Annotated in this window: 17 protein-coding genes and 1 pseudogene; 7 read left to right on the top strand and 11 right to left on the bottom strand. The window is 42.4% G+C overall.

All coding sequences use genetic code 11. The features are described 5' to 3' along the window. Nucleotides 1–477: 477 nt before the first annotated feature. The 3 genes from LC605_RS24420 to LC605_RS24410 all read right to left on the bottom strand — a co-directional run bounded on the left by LC605_RS24420 (nt 478) and on the right by LC605_RS24410 (nt 3,173). Complete coding sequence (locus LC605_RS24420; protein WP_229550095.1) at nt 478–1,323, bottom strand: ABC transporter permease; 846 nt, start codon at nt 1,321–1,323, stop codon at nt 478–480. Between the two features lie 242 nt (nt 1,324–1,565). Next, nucleotides 1,566–2,384 carry a Uma2 family endonuclease gene (locus tag LC605_RS24415; protein ID WP_229550094.1) on the bottom strand — a complete coding sequence of 273 codons (819 nt, stop codon included), beginning with the start codon at nt 2,382–2,384 and terminating at the stop codon, nt 1,566–1,568. Nucleotides 2,385–2,402: 18 nt separating this feature from the next. Then, nucleotides 2,403–3,173 (bottom strand): Uma2 family endonuclease, encoded by a 771-nt coding sequence (locus tag LC605_RS24410; protein WP_229550093.1) that lies wholly within the window; start codon nt 3,171–3,173, stop codon nt 2,403–2,405. Between the two features lie 168 nt (nt 3,174–3,341). On the opposite strand from LC605_RS24410, the gene LC605_RS24405 reads away from it, so the two are divergent. From LC605_RS24405 to LC605_RS24385, 5 genes are all read left to right on the top strand, one after another. Then, entirely contained in the window at nt 3,342–3,533 is a 192-nt protein-coding gene (locus LC605_RS24405) for a DUF2862 domain-containing protein (RefSeq protein ID WP_229550092.1), read from the top strand. Between the two features lie 120 nt (nt 3,534–3,653). Then, complete coding sequence (locus LC605_RS24400) at nt 3,654–4,754, top strand: ArsA family ATPase (protein WP_229550091.1); 1,101 nt, start codon at nt 3,654–3,656, stop codon at nt 4,752–4,754. A gap of 343 nt (nt 4,755–5,097) precedes the next feature. Next, entirely contained in the window at nt 5,098–6,144 is a 1,047-nt protein-coding gene (gene chlG / locus LC605_RS24395) for a chlorophyll synthase ChlG (protein ID WP_229550090.1), read from the top strand. 617 nt (nt 6,145–6,761) lie between these two features. Beyond that, nucleotides 6,762–7,049, top strand: a complete 288-nt coding sequence (locus LC605_RS24390; RefSeq protein ID WP_229550097.1) for a hypothetical protein — start codon at nt 6,762–6,764, stop codon at nt 7,047–7,049. Between the two features lie 218 nt (nt 7,050–7,267). Further along, nucleotides 7,268–7,627, top strand: coding sequence for a cupin domain-containing protein (locus LC605_RS24385; protein ID WP_229550089.1), 360 nt, complete (start codon nt 7,268–7,270; stop codon nt 7,625–7,627). A gap of 214 nt (nt 7,628–7,841) precedes the next feature. Here LC605_RS24385 and LC605_RS24380 read toward each other — a convergent pair whose 3' ends face one another. From LC605_RS24380 to LC605_RS24365, 4 genes are all read right to left on the bottom strand, one after another. Next, a complete protein-coding gene (locus tag LC605_RS24380) occupies nt 7,842–8,381 on the bottom strand; it encodes a hypothetical protein (RefSeq protein WP_229550096.1) in 540 nt (179 codons plus the stop codon). Nucleotides 8,382–8,409: 28 nt separating this feature from the next. Continuing rightward, a complete protein-coding gene (locus LC605_RS24375; RefSeq protein ID WP_229550088.1) occupies nt 8,410–9,216 on the bottom strand; it encodes an inositol monophosphatase family protein in 807 nt (268 codons plus the stop codon). Nucleotides 9,217–9,279: 63 nt separating this feature from the next. Beyond that, complete coding sequence (locus tag LC605_RS24370; RefSeq protein WP_229550087.1) at nt 9,280–10,713, bottom strand: BCD family MFS transporter; 1,434 nt, start codon at nt 10,711–10,713, stop codon at nt 9,280–9,282. Between the two features lie 263 nt (nt 10,714–10,976). Beyond that, the gene (locus LC605_RS24365) at nt 10,977–11,429 is read right to left on the bottom strand and encodes a hypothetical protein (protein ID WP_229550086.1); all 453 of its coding nucleotides are present in this window, start codon (nt 11,427–11,429) and stop codon (nt 10,977–10,979) included. Nucleotides 11,430–11,788: 359 nt separating this feature from the next. Here LC605_RS24365 and cobS point away from each other — a divergent pair, with 359 nt between their 5' ends. Next, nucleotides 11,789–12,568: an adenosylcobinamide-GDP ribazoletransferase gene (gene cobS / locus LC605_RS24360; RefSeq protein ID WP_229550085.1), complete on the top strand. Its 780-nt coding sequence runs from the start codon at nt 11,789–11,791 to the stop codon at nt 12,566–12,568. A 268-nt stretch (nt 12,569–12,836) separates the two neighbouring features. Here the strand turns inward: cobS and LC605_RS24355 are convergent, their stop codons facing one another. The 4 genes from LC605_RS24355 to LC605_RS24340 form a co-directional block, all read right to left on the bottom strand. Continuing rightward, on the bottom strand, nt 12,837–13,292 hold the full coding sequence (locus LC605_RS24355; RefSeq protein WP_229550084.1) for a PPC domain-containing protein: 456 nt from the start codon (nt 13,290–13,292) through the stop codon (nt 12,837–12,839). Nucleotides 13,293–13,481: 189 nt separating this feature from the next. Further along, on the bottom strand, nt 13,482–14,159 hold the full coding sequence (locus LC605_RS24350; RefSeq protein WP_229550083.1) for a ComF family protein: 678 nt from the start codon (nt 14,157–14,159) through the stop codon (nt 13,482–13,484). A 128-nt stretch (nt 14,160–14,287) separates the two neighbouring features. Continuing rightward, nucleotides 14,288–14,809, bottom strand: coding sequence for a photosystem I assembly protein Ycf3 (locus tag LC605_RS24345; RefSeq protein ID WP_229550082.1), 522 nt, complete (start codon nt 14,807–14,809; stop codon nt 14,288–14,290). A 261-nt stretch (nt 14,810–15,070) separates the two neighbouring features. Beyond that, a complete protein-coding gene (locus tag LC605_RS24340; protein WP_229550081.1) occupies nt 15,071–15,772 on the bottom strand; it encodes an SOS response-associated peptidase in 702 nt (233 codons plus the stop codon). A 186-nt stretch (nt 15,773–15,958) separates the two neighbouring features. Here LC605_RS24340 and LC605_RS24335 point away from each other — a divergent pair. Beyond that, nucleotides 15,959–16,065, top strand: a pseudogene (locus tag LC605_RS24335) (acetyl-CoA carboxylase carboxyl transferase subunit beta); the annotation flags it as partial.

Here is a 16,065-nt window from a genome sequence, read left to right as displayed (position 1 = left end):
CGGCGATCGCACTGTTGCCAGACTGATTGGTGAACTCCAACCACCTCGGAAGCCTCGCCAGCCAGGTAGTGCAGTCGGAACCCTAATCATTTTATCCGAAGACGAAACCCACTTGGAAGACTTTCACAGAAATTACTAACCTGTAAACTAATCAAGACATTTTAATCGGATCTGAGGCTTCATCTGTTTTTATGAAAATCCTTCACTAGATAATCAATATCATCAGATTGTTAATAATAAAGCCGAGTACACAGTATCTTAAAACTATTATTTAGTATACTAAGTCCCATACATCTAGTATAAAATTTTATCTGTGATTGCCTTAATCTACTTTTAAATATGATGTTTCTGAAGTTAGCATTTCCCACAACGTATATTTATTTGCAGTATGCTCTAAATCCTCACAATTATCTCCTGATTCACCAATACATTTTCTGCCGTTTAATAGTAAGTTACCTCGAACAATTCTTGATAGTTTCATAAAACATCAGCAAAGGCCGGACGCAAACGTTTATAGACCGTAAATCCGAGACAAAACATACTTGCTGAAATCACAGAAGCAACTCCCCATTCCCCCCAATGTTTTACCTCTCCAACCAAAACTATGTCACGATAAACCTCAACTATGGCTGTCATTGGATTTAACCAAAACACCCATCCTCGCCATTCCTTTGGAATTGCTGAAGCTGGATAAATAATTGGTGTCAAATACATCCAAATATTTAAAACTAACCCTAAAGTTTGCGGTATATCTCGCAAAAACACTGTTAGTCCTGCCGCTAAATAGCCCAATCCTGCCGTTAGCAATAATTGCGTTAGCCATACCAACGGTAATAGCGCCAAGGTAGCGTGTAAAGTATGAGAAGTTATCGCCACAAAAATAATCAACGCTATTAAACCAAAGTAACTCTCAATGAATGTTGATAAAATTGGCACGAGGGGTAATAAAGCTAGAGGAAATACAACCTTTTTGACTAAATTTGGCTGTCCTACGACTGAACTAGCAGATTGCATCAAACCCCCTGTAAAAGCAATCCAGGGTAGCAAACCCGCAAATAGCCACAAACCAAAGGTGAAGTTATTTTCTGGTAAACTTTTAAGAGTTAACTTGACTTTCAGCACAACCGAAAATACATAAGTGTAAATCAGTAATTGTGATAACTGATTTAGCAAAGGCCACAAATTGCCTAAAATAGAACCTTTATACCGCGCCTCTAAATCTCGCCTAACTAAAGTTCTCAGCAAGTCAAATTTTGCCCACATCTGTTCATTTAATGGCAGTATGTGTCTGACCCTTCGCGCTGTACGTACAAATCCTCGCATTGCTTGTAACAATTCCTGCTTACTCTTTCACTGCCTACACACCCAATTTCGCTTTATAAATAAAGCTTAATACCTGATGAAGGTAACCTTGTGTTCTCTGGAAAATACATCATTACGATAAAATCGTACCCCAATTATCTTGGTGATCATACAATGAATCGGCTATTGTCAAGTGGATTTTGCCTACAAATATCACTTCTGTCGGCAACGTTGCTTTCGTCGCTAGGGATGGGAGTTTTTACCTAACTTAAACTATCTGGGTTAACTCCCTGCGATCGCAAATACTCCGCCAATCGCTCTGCCCGTTGATGTTCTTGTTCAGCTCGTTGATGTTCTTGTTCAGCCCGTTGATGTTCCTGTTCAGCCCGTTGATGTTCCTGTTCAGCCCGTTGATGTTCCTGCTCTACTTGTTCTTTTCGCGTCGGTTTCCAACCTGCTGCATCATACCAACGCAACCACAAACCTGTCGTTTGTTGATAAGAACCTTGCCAAAGACCCAATCCTAGTTCTAACTCTGCCAAAAAGAAACGGTTTTCTCGTAAGGGGATTGCTTCATAACGAGTACCCATTAGTTTAAAGGCACGCAAATGGTTTTCGTAGCGGTCATAGACAACATAGTAGGGAACCCGCAAAATGCGTTCATATACTTCCCACTTTGTTGGGGGTCGGTTTACTTCCCCCAGTGTTTTTCCTAAGTCTTCTTGTTCTGTACCTGGTGAAAGTAATTCAACTACTAAAAATGGATCAACCCCTTCTTGCCAAATGACGTAGCTTAAGCGTAGGTCTTGCTGTTGGCTAGTACTAGGTAATCCTAAAACCATGTACCAATCAGGACGCTTGTACCATAAAGGATGACGGGGATCGTAGTAAAGATTTAAGTCACTAGCAAGCAAAATTTCCTCAGATGAATAAGTGAGAGGCTGACAAGTCTCACTGAGCAAATCTGCTTGAATACGGTGAGATTCATCTGGCAAACCTGATTCCCCTACTAATTCACTGGGTAAATCATACATCGTAGGCATTGTTTCTTGTGGCGAACGTGGTGGATCTGTTTGATACATGACTACTACCTTATTTGCTTAACTCAAGCTATTTGGATCAACTCCCAGCGATCGCAAACGTTCAGCTAACCGTTGCGAAAGCAGCTGTTCTTGTTCCAACCGCAATTGTGCCTCAGATGCCTGTTGTTGTGCCTCAGATGCCTGTTGTTGTGCCTCAGATGCCTGTTGTTGGGCTTCAGATGCCTGTTGTTGCGCTGCAATAGCAGCTTCCTCTGGTGTTGGAACTAAATCACCATCGGGTGTAAAGTAGCGCAATTTACCTCCTTCTACGCCTAAATACAGCCTCAGTACATCGCTCCAACGCCATCCCCGCCCATTTGGTGTAATTTCCTGATACTTGTTACCTACCAATTCAAAACCGGCAAATTCCAAATTTTCCGGCGAAAACCAAAAATATTCTGGTGTGTGAAATCGATTTTCATAGAGATTTTTCTTCAAATTCCGGTCAATATTAGCCGTACTTTCAGAAAGTAATTCAATAATCAAATCTGGATAACGACCATCTTCCTCCCACACTACCCAAGAATTGCGCGATCGCTTTTCGGTGTCTTTGACCAAAAAAAAGTCTGGGCCGCGAAAATCTCGATTTCGCAACTGCTGACGGCTAAAATAAATCGTTAGATTCGCACCGATAAAGAAATCATTACAGTCACGCCACAGCCACTCAAGAGAAGTGACTAGCAGCAGTAGCTGCATATAATGCAACGAAGTTTCCATTTCCGGTTCATCACTTAACAACCGAGTTGCATCGGGCATCTGCTGTTCTAGCTCTTGCGCTGTGACAAACATTGGTATCTACCTGCTTGGTTGTTGATTTAATTTTAAGCTGTTAAAAGACGCGATGAATCGCGTCTGTACACGAGTTATGATTCTGCCCGTGATCTCCCCTGAATTTGTGAGAGCAGAGTCACGGATTCCGCTACACTGAGACTTGGTTTATCTGAATTGTAATTAGGCATGGAAATCGGACAAAAGGTTAAAGTATATCGTTTGCGCGATCGCGTTTCTGCCCCTGTTGTAAAAAAACTCGGACAAGTGGGTATCATCCAAGGCTACAAAGTCACCGATGGTGGCGGGATCGGTGTAGTGGTGCTGTTTGACGACAATTCTTCCACTTGGTTTTTTGAAGATGAAATCAAACCTGTGTAGTTGTCAAGAACTCATAACTGAGCTTTTGTTGGTATCTGAAGTTGAAAGCACAGGCTGAGAGTCTTTGTTGAGTGCTAAGTTGGAGTTGAAAAGATCGGCGGTGAAAATAGGAATCAACTAATGGCTCTAATATTGACATTTTTGGGCAAAGGCGGCACCGCTCGTACCAAAATTGCGATCGCCGCCGCCAAATTATTGGCAAGTCAAGGTAAGCGCGTACTCCTAGCAGGACAAGCAGAACCAACATTGTCAATTCTGCTGGATACCCCCATTGCTGCCGATCCCCAGGAAATCGCTCCCAATTTGCAAGTAGTACAGTTTCAAGCATCTGTACTACTAGAACGCAACTGGGACGAAGTCAAGAAACTTGAGGCGCAATATCTCCGCACGCCCATCTTCAAAGACGTTTTTGGTCAAGAACTGGTAGTATTGCCGGGGATGGATAATGCCCTAGCCCTGAATGCTATCCGTGAATATGATGCCAGTGGCAAATATGATGCGATCGTCTACGATGGCACGGGCGACTCTTTAACGTTGCGAATGTTGGGTTTGCCAGAATCTCTCAGTTGGTATGTCCGGCGATTTCGGCAATTATTTGTCAACTCCGATTTGGGGAAGACGATTACTGAATCACCCTTGATTCAACCGGTGATTAGCAGTTTTTTCAATGTCAACTGGACAACTGATAACTTTGCAGGGCCCACTAACCAAGTCAATAATTTCTTAGAAAAGGGAAGAGCCGCTCTTGCTGACCCCAAGCGTCTCGCTGCTTTCTTAGTGACGACAGGAGATCCCATTGAGGTAGCAAATGCTCGTTATTTGTGGGGTAGCGCTCAACAAATTGGTTTAACTGTTGGTGGTGTTCTACTGGTGTCTACGGAGACAAATGTCAATCTTTCAGAGGAATTTATACCCTTACCTGTGAGCGTGATTCCCGACTCGCCCACAGGTGACTGGCAACCACTGATAGACGCTTTACCCAACTTTGAAGCACAAGCATTACAGGCTCCCAAACCAATTGAAATAGACATCCACAATCGTCAAGTACGCCTATTCTTGCCAAGTTTTGACAAAAAGCAAGTCAAGCTCACCCAGTATGGGCCAGAAGTCACGGTAGAAGCAGGAGACCAGCGACGGAATATTCCCTTACCACCAGCTTTGAGTGGCAGACCCGTTGCGGGAGCTAAGTTTCAGAATAATTATTTGATAATTTCGTTTTAAGTTAGTTAGGAACAAAGTTAGGAGTTAGGAGTTAGGAGTTAGGAGTTAGGAGTTAGGAGTTAGGAATAAAAATAAATAAGTAATAGTTTCTCAGGGCTATTTCATTCTCATCTAGCCGGCCTCAGAATTAATTCTGAGTCTAATAGCGAAAGTTGTCTTAAGACTACTGAGAAAAGGCTAAAGTCCGTTTTAACGGACTTTAGCTATGAGCCAGGAACTTCAGTTCCGGGTGGTTTATGTCTAGAATCAAATAGCCCTGAATAGCTTCTAACTCCAAACCCCAAACCCTAAACTCCAAACCCCAAACTCCAAACTCCTAACTCCTAACTCATTAATAAGCCTTATGTCAGAATCAACTCCCATTAGTCCAGACCCTAAACCATCTGAGGCATTAGACTCAGTGGTCAGTAATTCTAGTGAGCAATTGATCGCATCTGCCGATCGCAGTGCGAAAACTAGGCAGATGTTGGGGATGAAAGGTGCAGCGTCTGGGGAAACTTCCATTTGGAAAATTCGTTTACAGCTAATGAAGCCGATTACCTGGATTCCCCTAATTTGGGGCGTAGTCTGTGGTGCGGCTTCTTCTGGTAACTATACTTGGACACCAGAAAATGTTTTGAAGGTAGCAGCCTGTATGTTACTGGCTGGGCCATTGATGACAGGTTACACCCAAATCCTCAACGATTACTACGATCGCGAAATCGATGCCATCAATGAACCTTATCGCCCGATTCCCTCTGGCGCAATTCCCCTACCCCAGGTAATTATTCAGATTTGGGTATTACTGATTGCTGGTATTGCTCTAGCATTTGTGCTGGATGTGTGGTCTGGTCATGAATTCCCGACAATTACAGCGATCGCAATTATCGGTTCTTTCATCGCCTACATTTATTCTGCACCTCCCCTGAAACTCAAACAAAACGGCTGGTTAGGTAGCTACGCCTTGGGCGCAAGCTATATCACCCTACCTTGGTCTACAGGACACGCTTTGTTTGGTGAACTGAATTCCACAATTGTGATTTTGACAATGTTCTACAGCTTGGCTGGATTGGGTATTGCCATTGTCAATGATTTTAAGAGTGTAGAAGGCGATCGCCAACTAGGATTACAGTCACTACCCGTAATGTTTGGTATCACCGCCGCGTCTTGGATTTGTGTAGTGACAATTGATCTCTTTCAAGGATTTATTGCAGCTTATCTAGTCAGCATCCATGAAAATTTGTATGCAGCAATACTAGTATTGTTAATCATCCCGCAAATCACCTTGCAGGATATGTATTTTCTGCGCGATCCTGTGAAGAATGATGTTAAGTACCAAGCCAGCGCCCAACCTTTCCTTGTTCTAGGAATGCTCGTCACTGGTTTAGCACTAGGTCATGCTGGCGTTTAACTGATAGCGGTTCTCGTCCCTTGTGAGGCACAATAACTCCTCCCCTTAATCCCCTCCCCGCTTGCGCGGAGGGGAGACAAAGCGTAGCTTTGGCGGGGTGGGGTTCTTGGGATTCAAGCCTTTTTTCACCAAGCAAGTGCCATTCGTTATAACATCTAGAGTCTCAAAACCCTTGCACAATCCTTAGCGTTGGCGCAGCCCGCCGTTCGCGTAGCGTCTCCAAGAGTTGGCATCGCTGGGTAAATTTGAAACCTGAGCGCGAAACAACCATGTTGCAAGCTGTGTGGCTTTTAGATTTGTTTTAGAGACTTTTTCAGCAAGGCCTAAGTAATCAAGCGGACATGATATAAGTACGTTAGTGCGAAAAAAATTAAGTATATTACGAAACGTAAATAAGCTTAAAACCTTTACTAATGACAAATGACCAATGACAAATGACAAATGACCAATGACCAATGACAAATGACAAATGACCAATGACAAATGACAAATGACAAATGACCAATGACCAATGACCAATGACAAATGACAGCCTTAGCCAGTTAACTTTAATTGCGCCAACCTACTTAAGAGGTAATATACTTTTAGCTCTTAATTTGTATCAGGACATACTGTCTGTGTTTAAAGTGATATCTTTCCTCATTCATGGGATTCAACCTTTATTAGTCCCGATTTGCTTTGTAGTTGCTTGGACTGTAATTATTCTCGTTGTTTTGAGTCTTTTTGCGGCAGCGCGAGATAGTGTGACTACAGCCAAGCAAATGCATCAAATTCCCTGTACTGGTTGCCAATATTTTACCGACAATTACCGTCTCAAATGTACTGTACGCCCATCTGTTGCCAACACAGAAGAAGCGATCGACTGTTTGGACTATCAACCGAAGACGAATCCTTATCTGTATTAAGCAGGAGGAGTAAGTAAGGCGACGCAAATAAACCTAACTGGCTAAAGCCGTCACTTGTCATTTGTCCTTTGTCATTTATAAGGGTTTAAGGTGTATTTACGTTTCGTAATATAGCTTGGTTTATTTTTGCCGAGTTACTTAAGGGAAGATGAGGGAGAATTAATAATCCTTGACCTTGACTATTAACTAATTCAAAGTCTCAAACCAAAAATTGATTGATGCTAGTTCAAAAACTTCAAGACTGTGTAGAATTTATTGCAGGAGATAATACCATTCTGCGAGAACTACTACATCCAGATAAACAACCTCTGGAATTGCGCTATAGTTTGGCTCATGCAACACTGCCAGTAGGAAAAACCTCTCAACCCCACTCGCTCTCAACCTCAGAGGTATATTATATTCTCAGTGGCACTGGAGAAATGCACATTGATGATCAAACCCAGATAGTTCAGCCGGGAGATGCTGTGTATATTCCTCCGAATACACGGCAATTTATTTGTAACTCTGGCATGGAACCTCTGATATTTATTTGTATTGTTGATCCAGCATGGCGTAAAGAAGATGAAACAGTTTATTAAAAACCGTTACAGTCATATAGGACTCATATTTGATTTTTGAAAATATACGTAGGGTGTGTTAGCGACAGCGTAACGCACCATTCTTAAAAGTTTGGTGCGTTACGCGAAACGCTAACGCACCCTACAAATACTAATTTTGTTCAAAAATGAAACCGGATTCCTATAGTTTCAAAGTGTAGAAAAAAATCTCAGCATTTTCAACAATTACCCACTTTTACCCGTCAATTTTGCTTAACCAAGTAACCAGATCCTCTGAATCAAGTGCGATCTCGCTTCCTAATGTTTTGATATAAAGAAGTCCGTCGCTAATAATTAAATCTCTAACTGGATACCATGAATCTCGTGTTCTAATCAGAAGTTCCAACGGAATCCCTAGCCTTAAAGTATACTTGCGATATTTCCACCAAGCTCGCCATAGAAGCACAGATTTAGTACAGTGCATCTGATAGCCTTTGGGAACTTCGTAGTATTGATAATGATAAAAACCCCGATTATCTACTTCTCCTTTGAGAAGATAACTATATTCTGCTAATGCCTGATTGATCAATTCCCACTGGGATGATTTTGGAGAAATCCAGAATTCAGGTAAGGTTTTAGATAGTTGGGCGATCGCAATTACGCCTTCAGATTTCGCTGTCAGTTGGTTGGTTCTATACACTGTTTGTGCTGTCAAACCAGGATTTGACAACAAAACTTCTTTTTTCTGGATAGAGTTTTGCACAAACTCTCGAATTAAATCTAGATTAGACAAAATCACTGTTTTCAGCTAGCGGAGCGGCAAATTAAATTTTTACGCCTTCGATAAAAGGTTGAAATACCGAAACTAATTCGGGACGACTGACAACCAGGGTGGGAAAAGAGCGATCGCTATAATCTTCTCCTGGTGACAATGGAAACGGCTCTGATTTGAGCGATGACCAGACGCCACCAGCCGCCTGGACAATTACCCAAGCCCCCGCTAAGTCCCAAACTTTTGGTGTCGCCTCAATACCACCTAATGTTGCTCCAGTCGCAACCATCAAAAAGTTATAACTAGCCACACCCAACATCCGAATTTTACACGGAAAACCGTTTTGGATAGCTGCGGTGCTACGGGAACAAAGGTTAAAAAAGTGATTGTTGCTAGGGCTATCACCACTGGTGTGGATGGGGTGGTGGTTGAGAAATGCTCCTATTGGCGGTGTTAAACCAGATGAACCTGCCCAGAAACCGTGAAAAGCTTGATTCAAGGTTGGTGCGTAAACATAACCAAAAATGGGTGTACCTCGATACAGTAAACCCAGAGATATTGTCCAGATGGGAATGCCACGTGTAAAGTTGGTTGTACCGTCTAGAGGGTCAATTACCCAACACCACTCCGTACCGGGAAATGACTGATCGCTCTCTTCGCTCAAAATGCCGTAACCTGAGAAATTAGAAGCGATCGCATCCCGAATTTCTTGATCTGCCCATTTATCTGCTTGGGTTACCAAACTACCATCGGCTTTTTGGTCAGCCTGTACTTGCCCAAAATCTTCCATTAGCTGTTTGCCCACTCTGGTAGTGGTAATTTGGGCAAAATCAAGAATTGTTGTCCAAAAATCATTCATTTGTCATTTGTCATTTGTCATTTGTCATTTGTCATTTGTCATTTGTCATTTGCCCTATACAGTTTAATCTAAATCGCTTTCTAAAACCGAAGCGATCGCAAGTTTTGTATTTGTTTGAAATTCTGTGACGTTCACCCGATTCAGAAACCAAATTGACACCACCATTCCCACGGCTTCTAGAGCAAATACTAGTCCATAAGCTAACTCTGGGCTAGGTAGCACCTTGCGTCCGATATCCAAAACTGTACCTCCCATTACTACCGCCACACCTCTAGAGAGGGACTGCGCTAATCCCCATGCCCCAATAAACGTACCTGCGGCTTCTGCTGCGGTTAGATCCAACATTAAGCTAATTGCTGCCGTAGTTAAAAAACCTGCGGCTAAACCGAAGAAGAACAAACCTAATTTGAGAACCCCTGGATTAGCTGTGAATCCTGATATTCCTAGCAATATTGCACAGAATGCTACCAACATACAGCCTAGACGTGCAGTTCTGCGCTTACCTAAACGCGGCACGATAAAAAAGCCTGTAACGCCGTAGGCAATCAGTAGACCCGTTCCATAAAAAATATTTAATTTGGTACTTTCTGCTAGGGGCATTTTAAACACTTGACCCGCATAAGGTTCCAAAATCGGGTCTTGCATAAACAAACTGATAGTCATCACCAGTAAAAAGGTGAAAAATAAACCTGTTTGTGGGCTAGCTGTCAAGATTTTCCAAGCATTACCAAGAGTAATGCTGTCTTCCCGGTTTACCAGTGTGGAACGGGTTAAGTATTGAGAGTATTTTTTTTCTACGCCGAATGTCGCTGCGATCGCTAAACCAAATACAATTGCTGGGACGATAGTAAACAACCTGTTGATCGCTGGCTGCAAGGTTTCTACCGTTGCTTCTGGCGTTAACTGTTTTAGTAAGCTGGCACTGATAATCGCCCCAACAATAATCCCCACCATTAGCATCGACCAAACCACACCCACTACTTTAGAACGGTTATCTTCTTCAGATATATCCACCAACAAAGCAGCAAAGGCAGTACCGCTAGCACAAATTCCTAGACCGTATACAGCAAAGACTAAAGCCAAAAGCCCTGTCCAGCCCATTGTTTGGGTTGTCCATACCCAAGTACCTGCACTATTTCCAGCAAGATTCATCTGCCACATTACTTGTACAGCTAAAAATGCTGCGATCGCAAATATTGCCGCTCCCACCCAAACATAAGCTGTGCGGTGGTATCCCCATAAGGGCTTGGCATCGGAAATCTGGCCGAACCAGACACGAGAAGGAGCAACAAATAAGGGCAGTGCTAAAACTACTGATACCAGCGTCGCCGGAATTGCTATTTCTTGAATCATGACTCTGTTGAGTACTCCCAGAGTCAAAATGGACATCATGCTCAACCCCATCTGAAATAAACCCAGCCGGAACATAGTCAGCAGGTTTACCCTTGGCACAGATAGGGATTTTGTTTTGGTATCAAATACTTCACCGCTTGCCATAGATACTTTTTCGTATGGTTTATGGGATTTAATCTCTCTTTAAATTAAAGATAAACCCTACCCGCTTGAAATCAGCCAACGAAAAGTGGAAGTTGCGATCCCATTTGACAAATATATAAGTACGTTGGTGCGAAAAAACTTCAGTATGTTACGAAACGTAAATAAGCTTAAAACCCTTACTAATGACAAATGACGAATGACAACTGACAGCCTTAACCAGTTAACTTTAATTGCGCCGACCTACTTACTGTAATAATTGTTATTTAGAAAGAATCAGAACAGTCATCGTCAATTTCTGCATCCCACCTGGCTGAGAGTACTTGCTCCATCATCGCTTCTATGGCGCTGACATTGAAGGTTCGCTCTCGTCGCTCTTGTAAAGGGGTTGAACGGGGAATCAACCGCAGACACACTCCTTCTTGCATCAAATCAAAATAGGTTTCTTGTTGCGACGACTGTTTTAGTTCCAAGTAATCAAAACTATAAACGTTCAAGTATAGCGCGTGGTTAGCCACTAAGGTAGACCTTTGTGGATTAGCAAAAACTTCCATCACATCCCCTTCACCCTCGCTCAGTAACTTATCTTCTTGGGTGTAGATGTAGTGGACTCGACCTAAATCTGCCAGCAATCGCCGTATGTCGAGCTTATTCACAATGATGCCCGTGTTAATAATGCACGGAGCTGGTATCCTGGTGTCGGGTAGATGGTGACTCATAGGAAAATAGCGATTGAGCTAAGGAGAGTGTCAACATAGCTAAACTGTCATAATTGAATAGCTTGTTTACTCCCACATCTAAAAAAATATCAATTTTATGGGGCAATCGTCTAATAATTTGCAATCCAAAACGCAAATTTTGATCCTTGATGAAATTTTAATTTCCTGAATCCTTTATCTTTGTATAAACAATATCCAGCTTATTATTTACTACTTAGACCAGCATAGCAAAATTTTCACGTACTATCTCTAATATGAAGTAAATCTTATCTAAAGCTTTAAACTCTGCTGATGTTCGTTTAATTTTACTGAAATTAGGGCTATTATCAAGCAATTAACTAGTTATTAGTTGAACCAAGATGACGAAACAGCAACAGTGGTGGGAAAAGCTGCTGTTAAAGCTGGCAGCTAGTATTATATTTTATACCAGTATTCCACTACCATATTTGAACGGGTTGGACTTACAGGGAGTAGCGCGTCTTGCTTCACTTGTAGGGTTGATGATTGGGGGAATTTTAGGGTTACTAGATACAGGGATGGATTATATTGGTATGCCCGTGTTAACTCGTAGTGCTTTGGTAGTAAGTGTTTGGATTGCGATAACTGGAGGGCTGCATCTAGATGGGGCAATGGATACTGCCGATGGTTTGGCAGTGGGCGACCCGCATCGACGACTAGAGGTGATGGCAGATAGTGCCACAGGTGCATTTGGGGCAATGACAGCGATCGCCTTGGTGATACTGAAAATAACAGCTTTGACAGATTTGCCAGAAAACCGTTGGTTATTGCTGATGGCTGCTTGTGGGTGGGGACGTTGGGGACAACAGGTGGCGATCGCCCGATATCCTTATCTGAAAGCAACTGGAAAAGGTGCATTTCACAAACAAGCCATTCGTTCTTACAAGGATTTGTTACCAGGATTGTTGTTGTTATTTGGTTTAAGTGGTTTACTTTGGCTGATAGATAAACAAGAGTTATTTCTGGCACTGACAATGATTTTTGCAGGAAGCGCGATCGCCACTTTAACTGGTGCGTGGTTCAACCACAAATTAGGCGGACACACTGGAGACACCTACGGCGCAGTCGTTGAGTGGACTGAAGCCTTATTTCTCTGCGCATTGACCACCGTGGGAAGTTAGGAGTGAGGAGTGAAAAGTGAGGAGTGAAAACTTCAAACTCTAAACTCCTAACCAATACGGTTCGGTTAAGACTAAAAATAAAAATGTGTAGGTTGGGTTGAGCTTTCCGTTACCCAAAAAAGAGAAAGAAAATGTTGGGTTTCGTTCCTCAACCCAACCTACAAATATTCTTAACCGAACAGTATTGAACCCCAAACTCCAAACTCCAAACTCCAAACTCCAAACTCCTAACTCCTAACTCCTAACTCCTAACTCCTAACTCCTAACTTTATTTAATCGGTTGCAACTTCGTCACCTTGAGTTTAAAAGCCCCAACCCCAGTTTCCCCAAAAGACCGGACACGAATAACATAATTCCCTGTCTCAACGATGCGAGTAAATAGTAGGGAATTACTACTACCATCAGGACCATCATCATTTTCTGCCAGAGTCGAACCATCAGGGCCCAGCATTGTGATGATGCTGTCAAAGTTTTCTGATGAGAGATCAACTGCTAAATTATCGCCCTTCTCCAGCTTTACTGTGTAATCACGGGCAAACCCACCTTGGCCTGTGGGAATGTCTTTATCTGAGAGGCTATCGGAAAGTTCAGTACTGTTAGATAAAGGAATTGGACTATACAATTTATTTTGAGCAAAAGCTGTACTTGTACTTATGCCTATTGCCAGCAAGGTGGTAGGAATGATCTTGAGTTGTTTTAAACCCGCCGCAAAAACTTTATTCATACATTTCAAACAATGTTTCTACAAAGATAGAGTAATTCGGTCAAATTATGTGCTTAGGGATTTCCAAAAAATAAATTATCCAAAATTATTTGTAAATTTTTAGGGGCGCAAGGTCTTGCGCCCCAACTATGGGATATTTTTTTAACTGGAAGTTCCTTATCTGTCAAAGCTTGTCCATTCATTATTAATTTATCCGTCTTTAACGGCAGTGGCTACAGCTACTAATCCTAAGACTGCAATTCCACACTCACGAAGTGTTTGCACAGCAGACCTGGCAGTAGCACCAGTAGTATAAATATCATCTACTAACAGCACTGGGACATTTGGCGGACGATCGCGAAATTCTTGCCCAACAGCAAAAGCTTTGACCAAGTTTTTTTCTCGTTTAGATACCGACAAGCCAAACTGCGCTTCAGTTTCTCGCACTCTTGCTAAACCGTTTAGTTTCAATTTTAATCCAGTTATTTCACAGAAGCTTTGTGCTATGAGTGCGGCTTGATTGTATTTACGTTGCTTTTGCTTACTGGGGTGAAGTGGGATGGGGACTACCACAGGCTGGCTATCTCTCATCGGTGAATTTAACAACCATGCTTCTCCTAACCATTGACCCAAAGGACGAGCTATTTGGGGTTGATTTTCGTATTTCATCGCTGCGATCGCCCGTTTCACGGGGCCACCATATTCTCCCCAGCCAAACACTGGTATTGGCTTTTGCCATAGAGAAATCGGGTCTTTACGTTGACATTTTTGCAGTTGTCTGGTGCAGTTGTGACAAAATTCTTGGGAAGTTGGGCGTTGACATAGGGGGCAATGAGATTGGAGAAAAAGATTGAGTAAGCCTGTGAAATTTTTAATCCAAGTGTGCATTTATAATTGTCCTTTGTCATTTGTCATTTGTCATTTGTCATTGGTCATTGGTCATTGGTCATTTGTCATTGGTCATTTGTCATTGGTCATTAGTCCTTAGCAAATGACAAAGAACTAATGACTAATGACTAAAAGAATACGTCAATTTGCGATCGCCCGGTGGTTTTCAGCCAGTTTTGGGCTTCGATGTAGTTATTGGGAGCCATGCGAATCGCTCGAATCCAATAGTCTGCTGCTTGGTCAAAGAGTGCTTCGCCAGCCTCATTATCTCCAGCTTCTTTCTCCTTTTCGCCTTGGTAATGATAAATCACGGCGATGTTGTTCAAGGCTTGGGGCATACGTGGGTTTAACTCAATTGCCTGGTGATATAGTTCTAAAGCCTTTTGGTGGTCGCCATTGCTGGCATAGATTAGCCCCATATTGTAGAAAATATAGCCGCGATCGTTGGTATCTTCCTCTAGTGTTAAAGCTTCTTCATAGTATTCCAATGCTTCAGCATATTCCCCTTCTGCTTGGGCTGACATCCCATCTCGATAATAAACAAATGCTTCTTTAGCTTTTTTGTTGGTTGGCAAGATTTTCAGGATAATATCTGCCATCACTGTAAAGGATTTGTCAACAAAATTATCGTTTTTTTGTGTTCTTGGCATACTTGTCTCTAAATTGGGTATTGGGCATCGGCCAAACAGGGCATTGGGCATGGGGGAGCCAGTGCGGTCTTCTCACATGGCCAGAGGCTAGCGCCAACGCGCAGCGTCTCTAAGAGTTGGGGTTCCCCCAAGTGGAGCCAGATAGTATCATTGGGTATGGGGCATGGGGCAATAATCAATAGTTTTTCTTCTTCTACTTCCCCTGCTTCCTCATCTCCCCTATCTCCCTCATCTCCTCAATCCTCCTAGTTCACTCAATAGCTAATTTAACTGATCTGCGGGGGCATTCTTCTCACTGAGGGGTATGATACATTGCGGAGTATTATGCCGAGAGTTGTTTACCAAGGTGCTAACTGGATAGGCAGTCATTGCTGATGCTGGATAAGGACGCAATAGCTGCTGTAGGGTTTGGGGCGTTTGCACTTGAGAATCTAGCCATAAATCGTAATCTTCTGGCTCTAGAATCACTGGCATACGCTCATGGATCGGTTGGAGTAATTCGTTAGCTGCTGTTGTCAAAATTGTACAAGAGATTATTTCTTCCTTCGCAGGCGTTCGCCATTTCTCCCACAAACCTGCAAAGGCAAAGGGTTCCCCCTCTTGAAGACGAAAATAAAACGGTTGCTTTTTGCCTTGTTGCTGTTCCCACTCATAAAAGCCATCAGCTACGACTAAACAGCGTCGATGCTTAAAAGCCGACCGAAAAGCGGGTTTTTCGGCAGCAGTTTCGGCTCTAGCGTTAATCAGCTTTGCCCCCATTTTTGCATCCTTCGCCCATGATGGAATTAAGCCCCAATGCAACTGCTTAAATTCACGCTTTTCGGTTTCAGGATTTTGCAACACTGTAGCCACCATTTGCGTAGGTGCAATGTTATATTCGGCTGCTAAATCTGGAACTGGCTCAACATGGAAAACTTGAGATAATCTTGCTGATAACTGGTTTAGAGTAAATCTTCCACACATACTTTTATTCTCAATCAGTGGCTAAATTAAATATCTCAATCTAGAAATAAATAATTGGTTTTTTTATTTTCTCGGATAATTTTCTCTAGTACCCAAATGCTAAATATAAAAAAGAATTATCCGGTTATTGGAAAATCTTTTGGTAAGATATTGTATTTTGAACCTTCACTTAAAATAAAATAAAAAATGGCTAACAACGAAGAATCGCGTGGTTTAAAGTCTCTATTTGATTGGTTTGCAAATCGACGGAAATCAGGATCTACTAGTCTCGAACGCCAAGAACGTGAAATTGC

The organism is Nostoc sp. CHAB 5836 (genome assembly GCF_020829445.1).
Classification (GTDB): domain Bacteria; phylum Cyanobacteriota; class Cyanobacteriia; order Cyanobacteriales; family Nostocaceae; genus Nostoc.
This window is presented reverse-complemented; position numbering and strand designations above follow the sequence as displayed.

What these genes read in the sequence shown, in the direction of transcription:
- LC605_RS24410 (WP_229550093.1), bottom strand. Translation starts at nt 3,173, where the DNA reads ATGTTTGTCACAGCGCAAGAGCTAGAACAGCAGATGCCCGATGCAACT.
- LC605_RS24365 (WP_229550086.1), bottom strand. Translation starts at nt 11,429, where the DNA reads ATGAGTCACCATCTACCCGACACCAGGATACCAGCTCCGTGCATTATT.
- cobS (WP_229550085.1), top strand. Translation starts at nt 11,789, where the DNA reads ATGACGAAACAGCAACAGTGGTGGGAAAAGCTGCTGTTAAAGCTGGCA.
- LC605_RS24350 (WP_229550083.1), bottom strand. Translation starts at nt 14,159, where the DNA reads ATGCACACTTGGATTAAAAATTTCACAGGCTTACTCAATCTTTTTCTC.
- LC605_RS24385 (WP_229550089.1), top strand. Translation starts at nt 7,268, where the DNA reads ATGCTAGTTCAAAAACTTCAAGACTGTGTAGAATTTATTGCAGGAGAT.
- LC605_RS24370 (WP_229550087.1), bottom strand. Translation starts at nt 10,713, where the DNA reads ATGGCAAGCGGTGAAGTATTTGATACCAAAACAAAATCCCTATCTGTG.
- LC605_RS24400 (WP_229550091.1), top strand. Translation starts at nt 3,654, where the DNA reads ATGGCTCTAATATTGACATTTTTGGGCAAAGGCGGCACCGCTCGTACC.
- LC605_RS24345 (WP_229550082.1), bottom strand. Translation starts at nt 14,809, where the DNA reads ATGCCAAGAACACAAAAAAACGATAATTTTGTTGACAAATCCTTTACA.
- LC605_RS24340 (WP_229550081.1), bottom strand. Translation starts at nt 15,772, where the DNA reads ATGTGTGGAAGATTTACTCTAAACCAGTTATCAGCAAGATTATCTCAA.
- LC605_RS24415 (WP_229550094.1), bottom strand. Translation starts at nt 2,384, where the DNA reads ATGTATCAAACAGATCCACCACGTTCGCCACAAGAAACAATGCCTACG.
- LC605_RS24375 (WP_229550088.1), bottom strand. Translation starts at nt 9,216, where the DNA reads ATGAATGATTTTTGGACAACAATTCTTGATTTTGCCCAAATTACCACT.
- chlG (WP_229550090.1), top strand. Translation starts at nt 5,098, where the DNA reads ATGTCAGAATCAACTCCCATTAGTCCAGACCCTAAACCATCTGAGGCA.
- LC605_RS24405 (WP_229550092.1), top strand. Translation starts at nt 3,342, where the DNA reads ATGGAAATCGGACAAAAGGTTAAAGTATATCGTTTGCGCGATCGCGTT.
- LC605_RS24355 (WP_229550084.1), bottom strand. Translation starts at nt 13,292, where the DNA reads ATGAATAAAGTTTTTGCGGCGGGTTTAAAACAACTCAAGATCATTCCT.
- LC605_RS24420 (WP_229550095.1), bottom strand. Translation starts at nt 1,323, where the DNA reads ATGCGAGGATTTGTACGTACAGCGCGAAGGGTCAGACACATACTGCCA.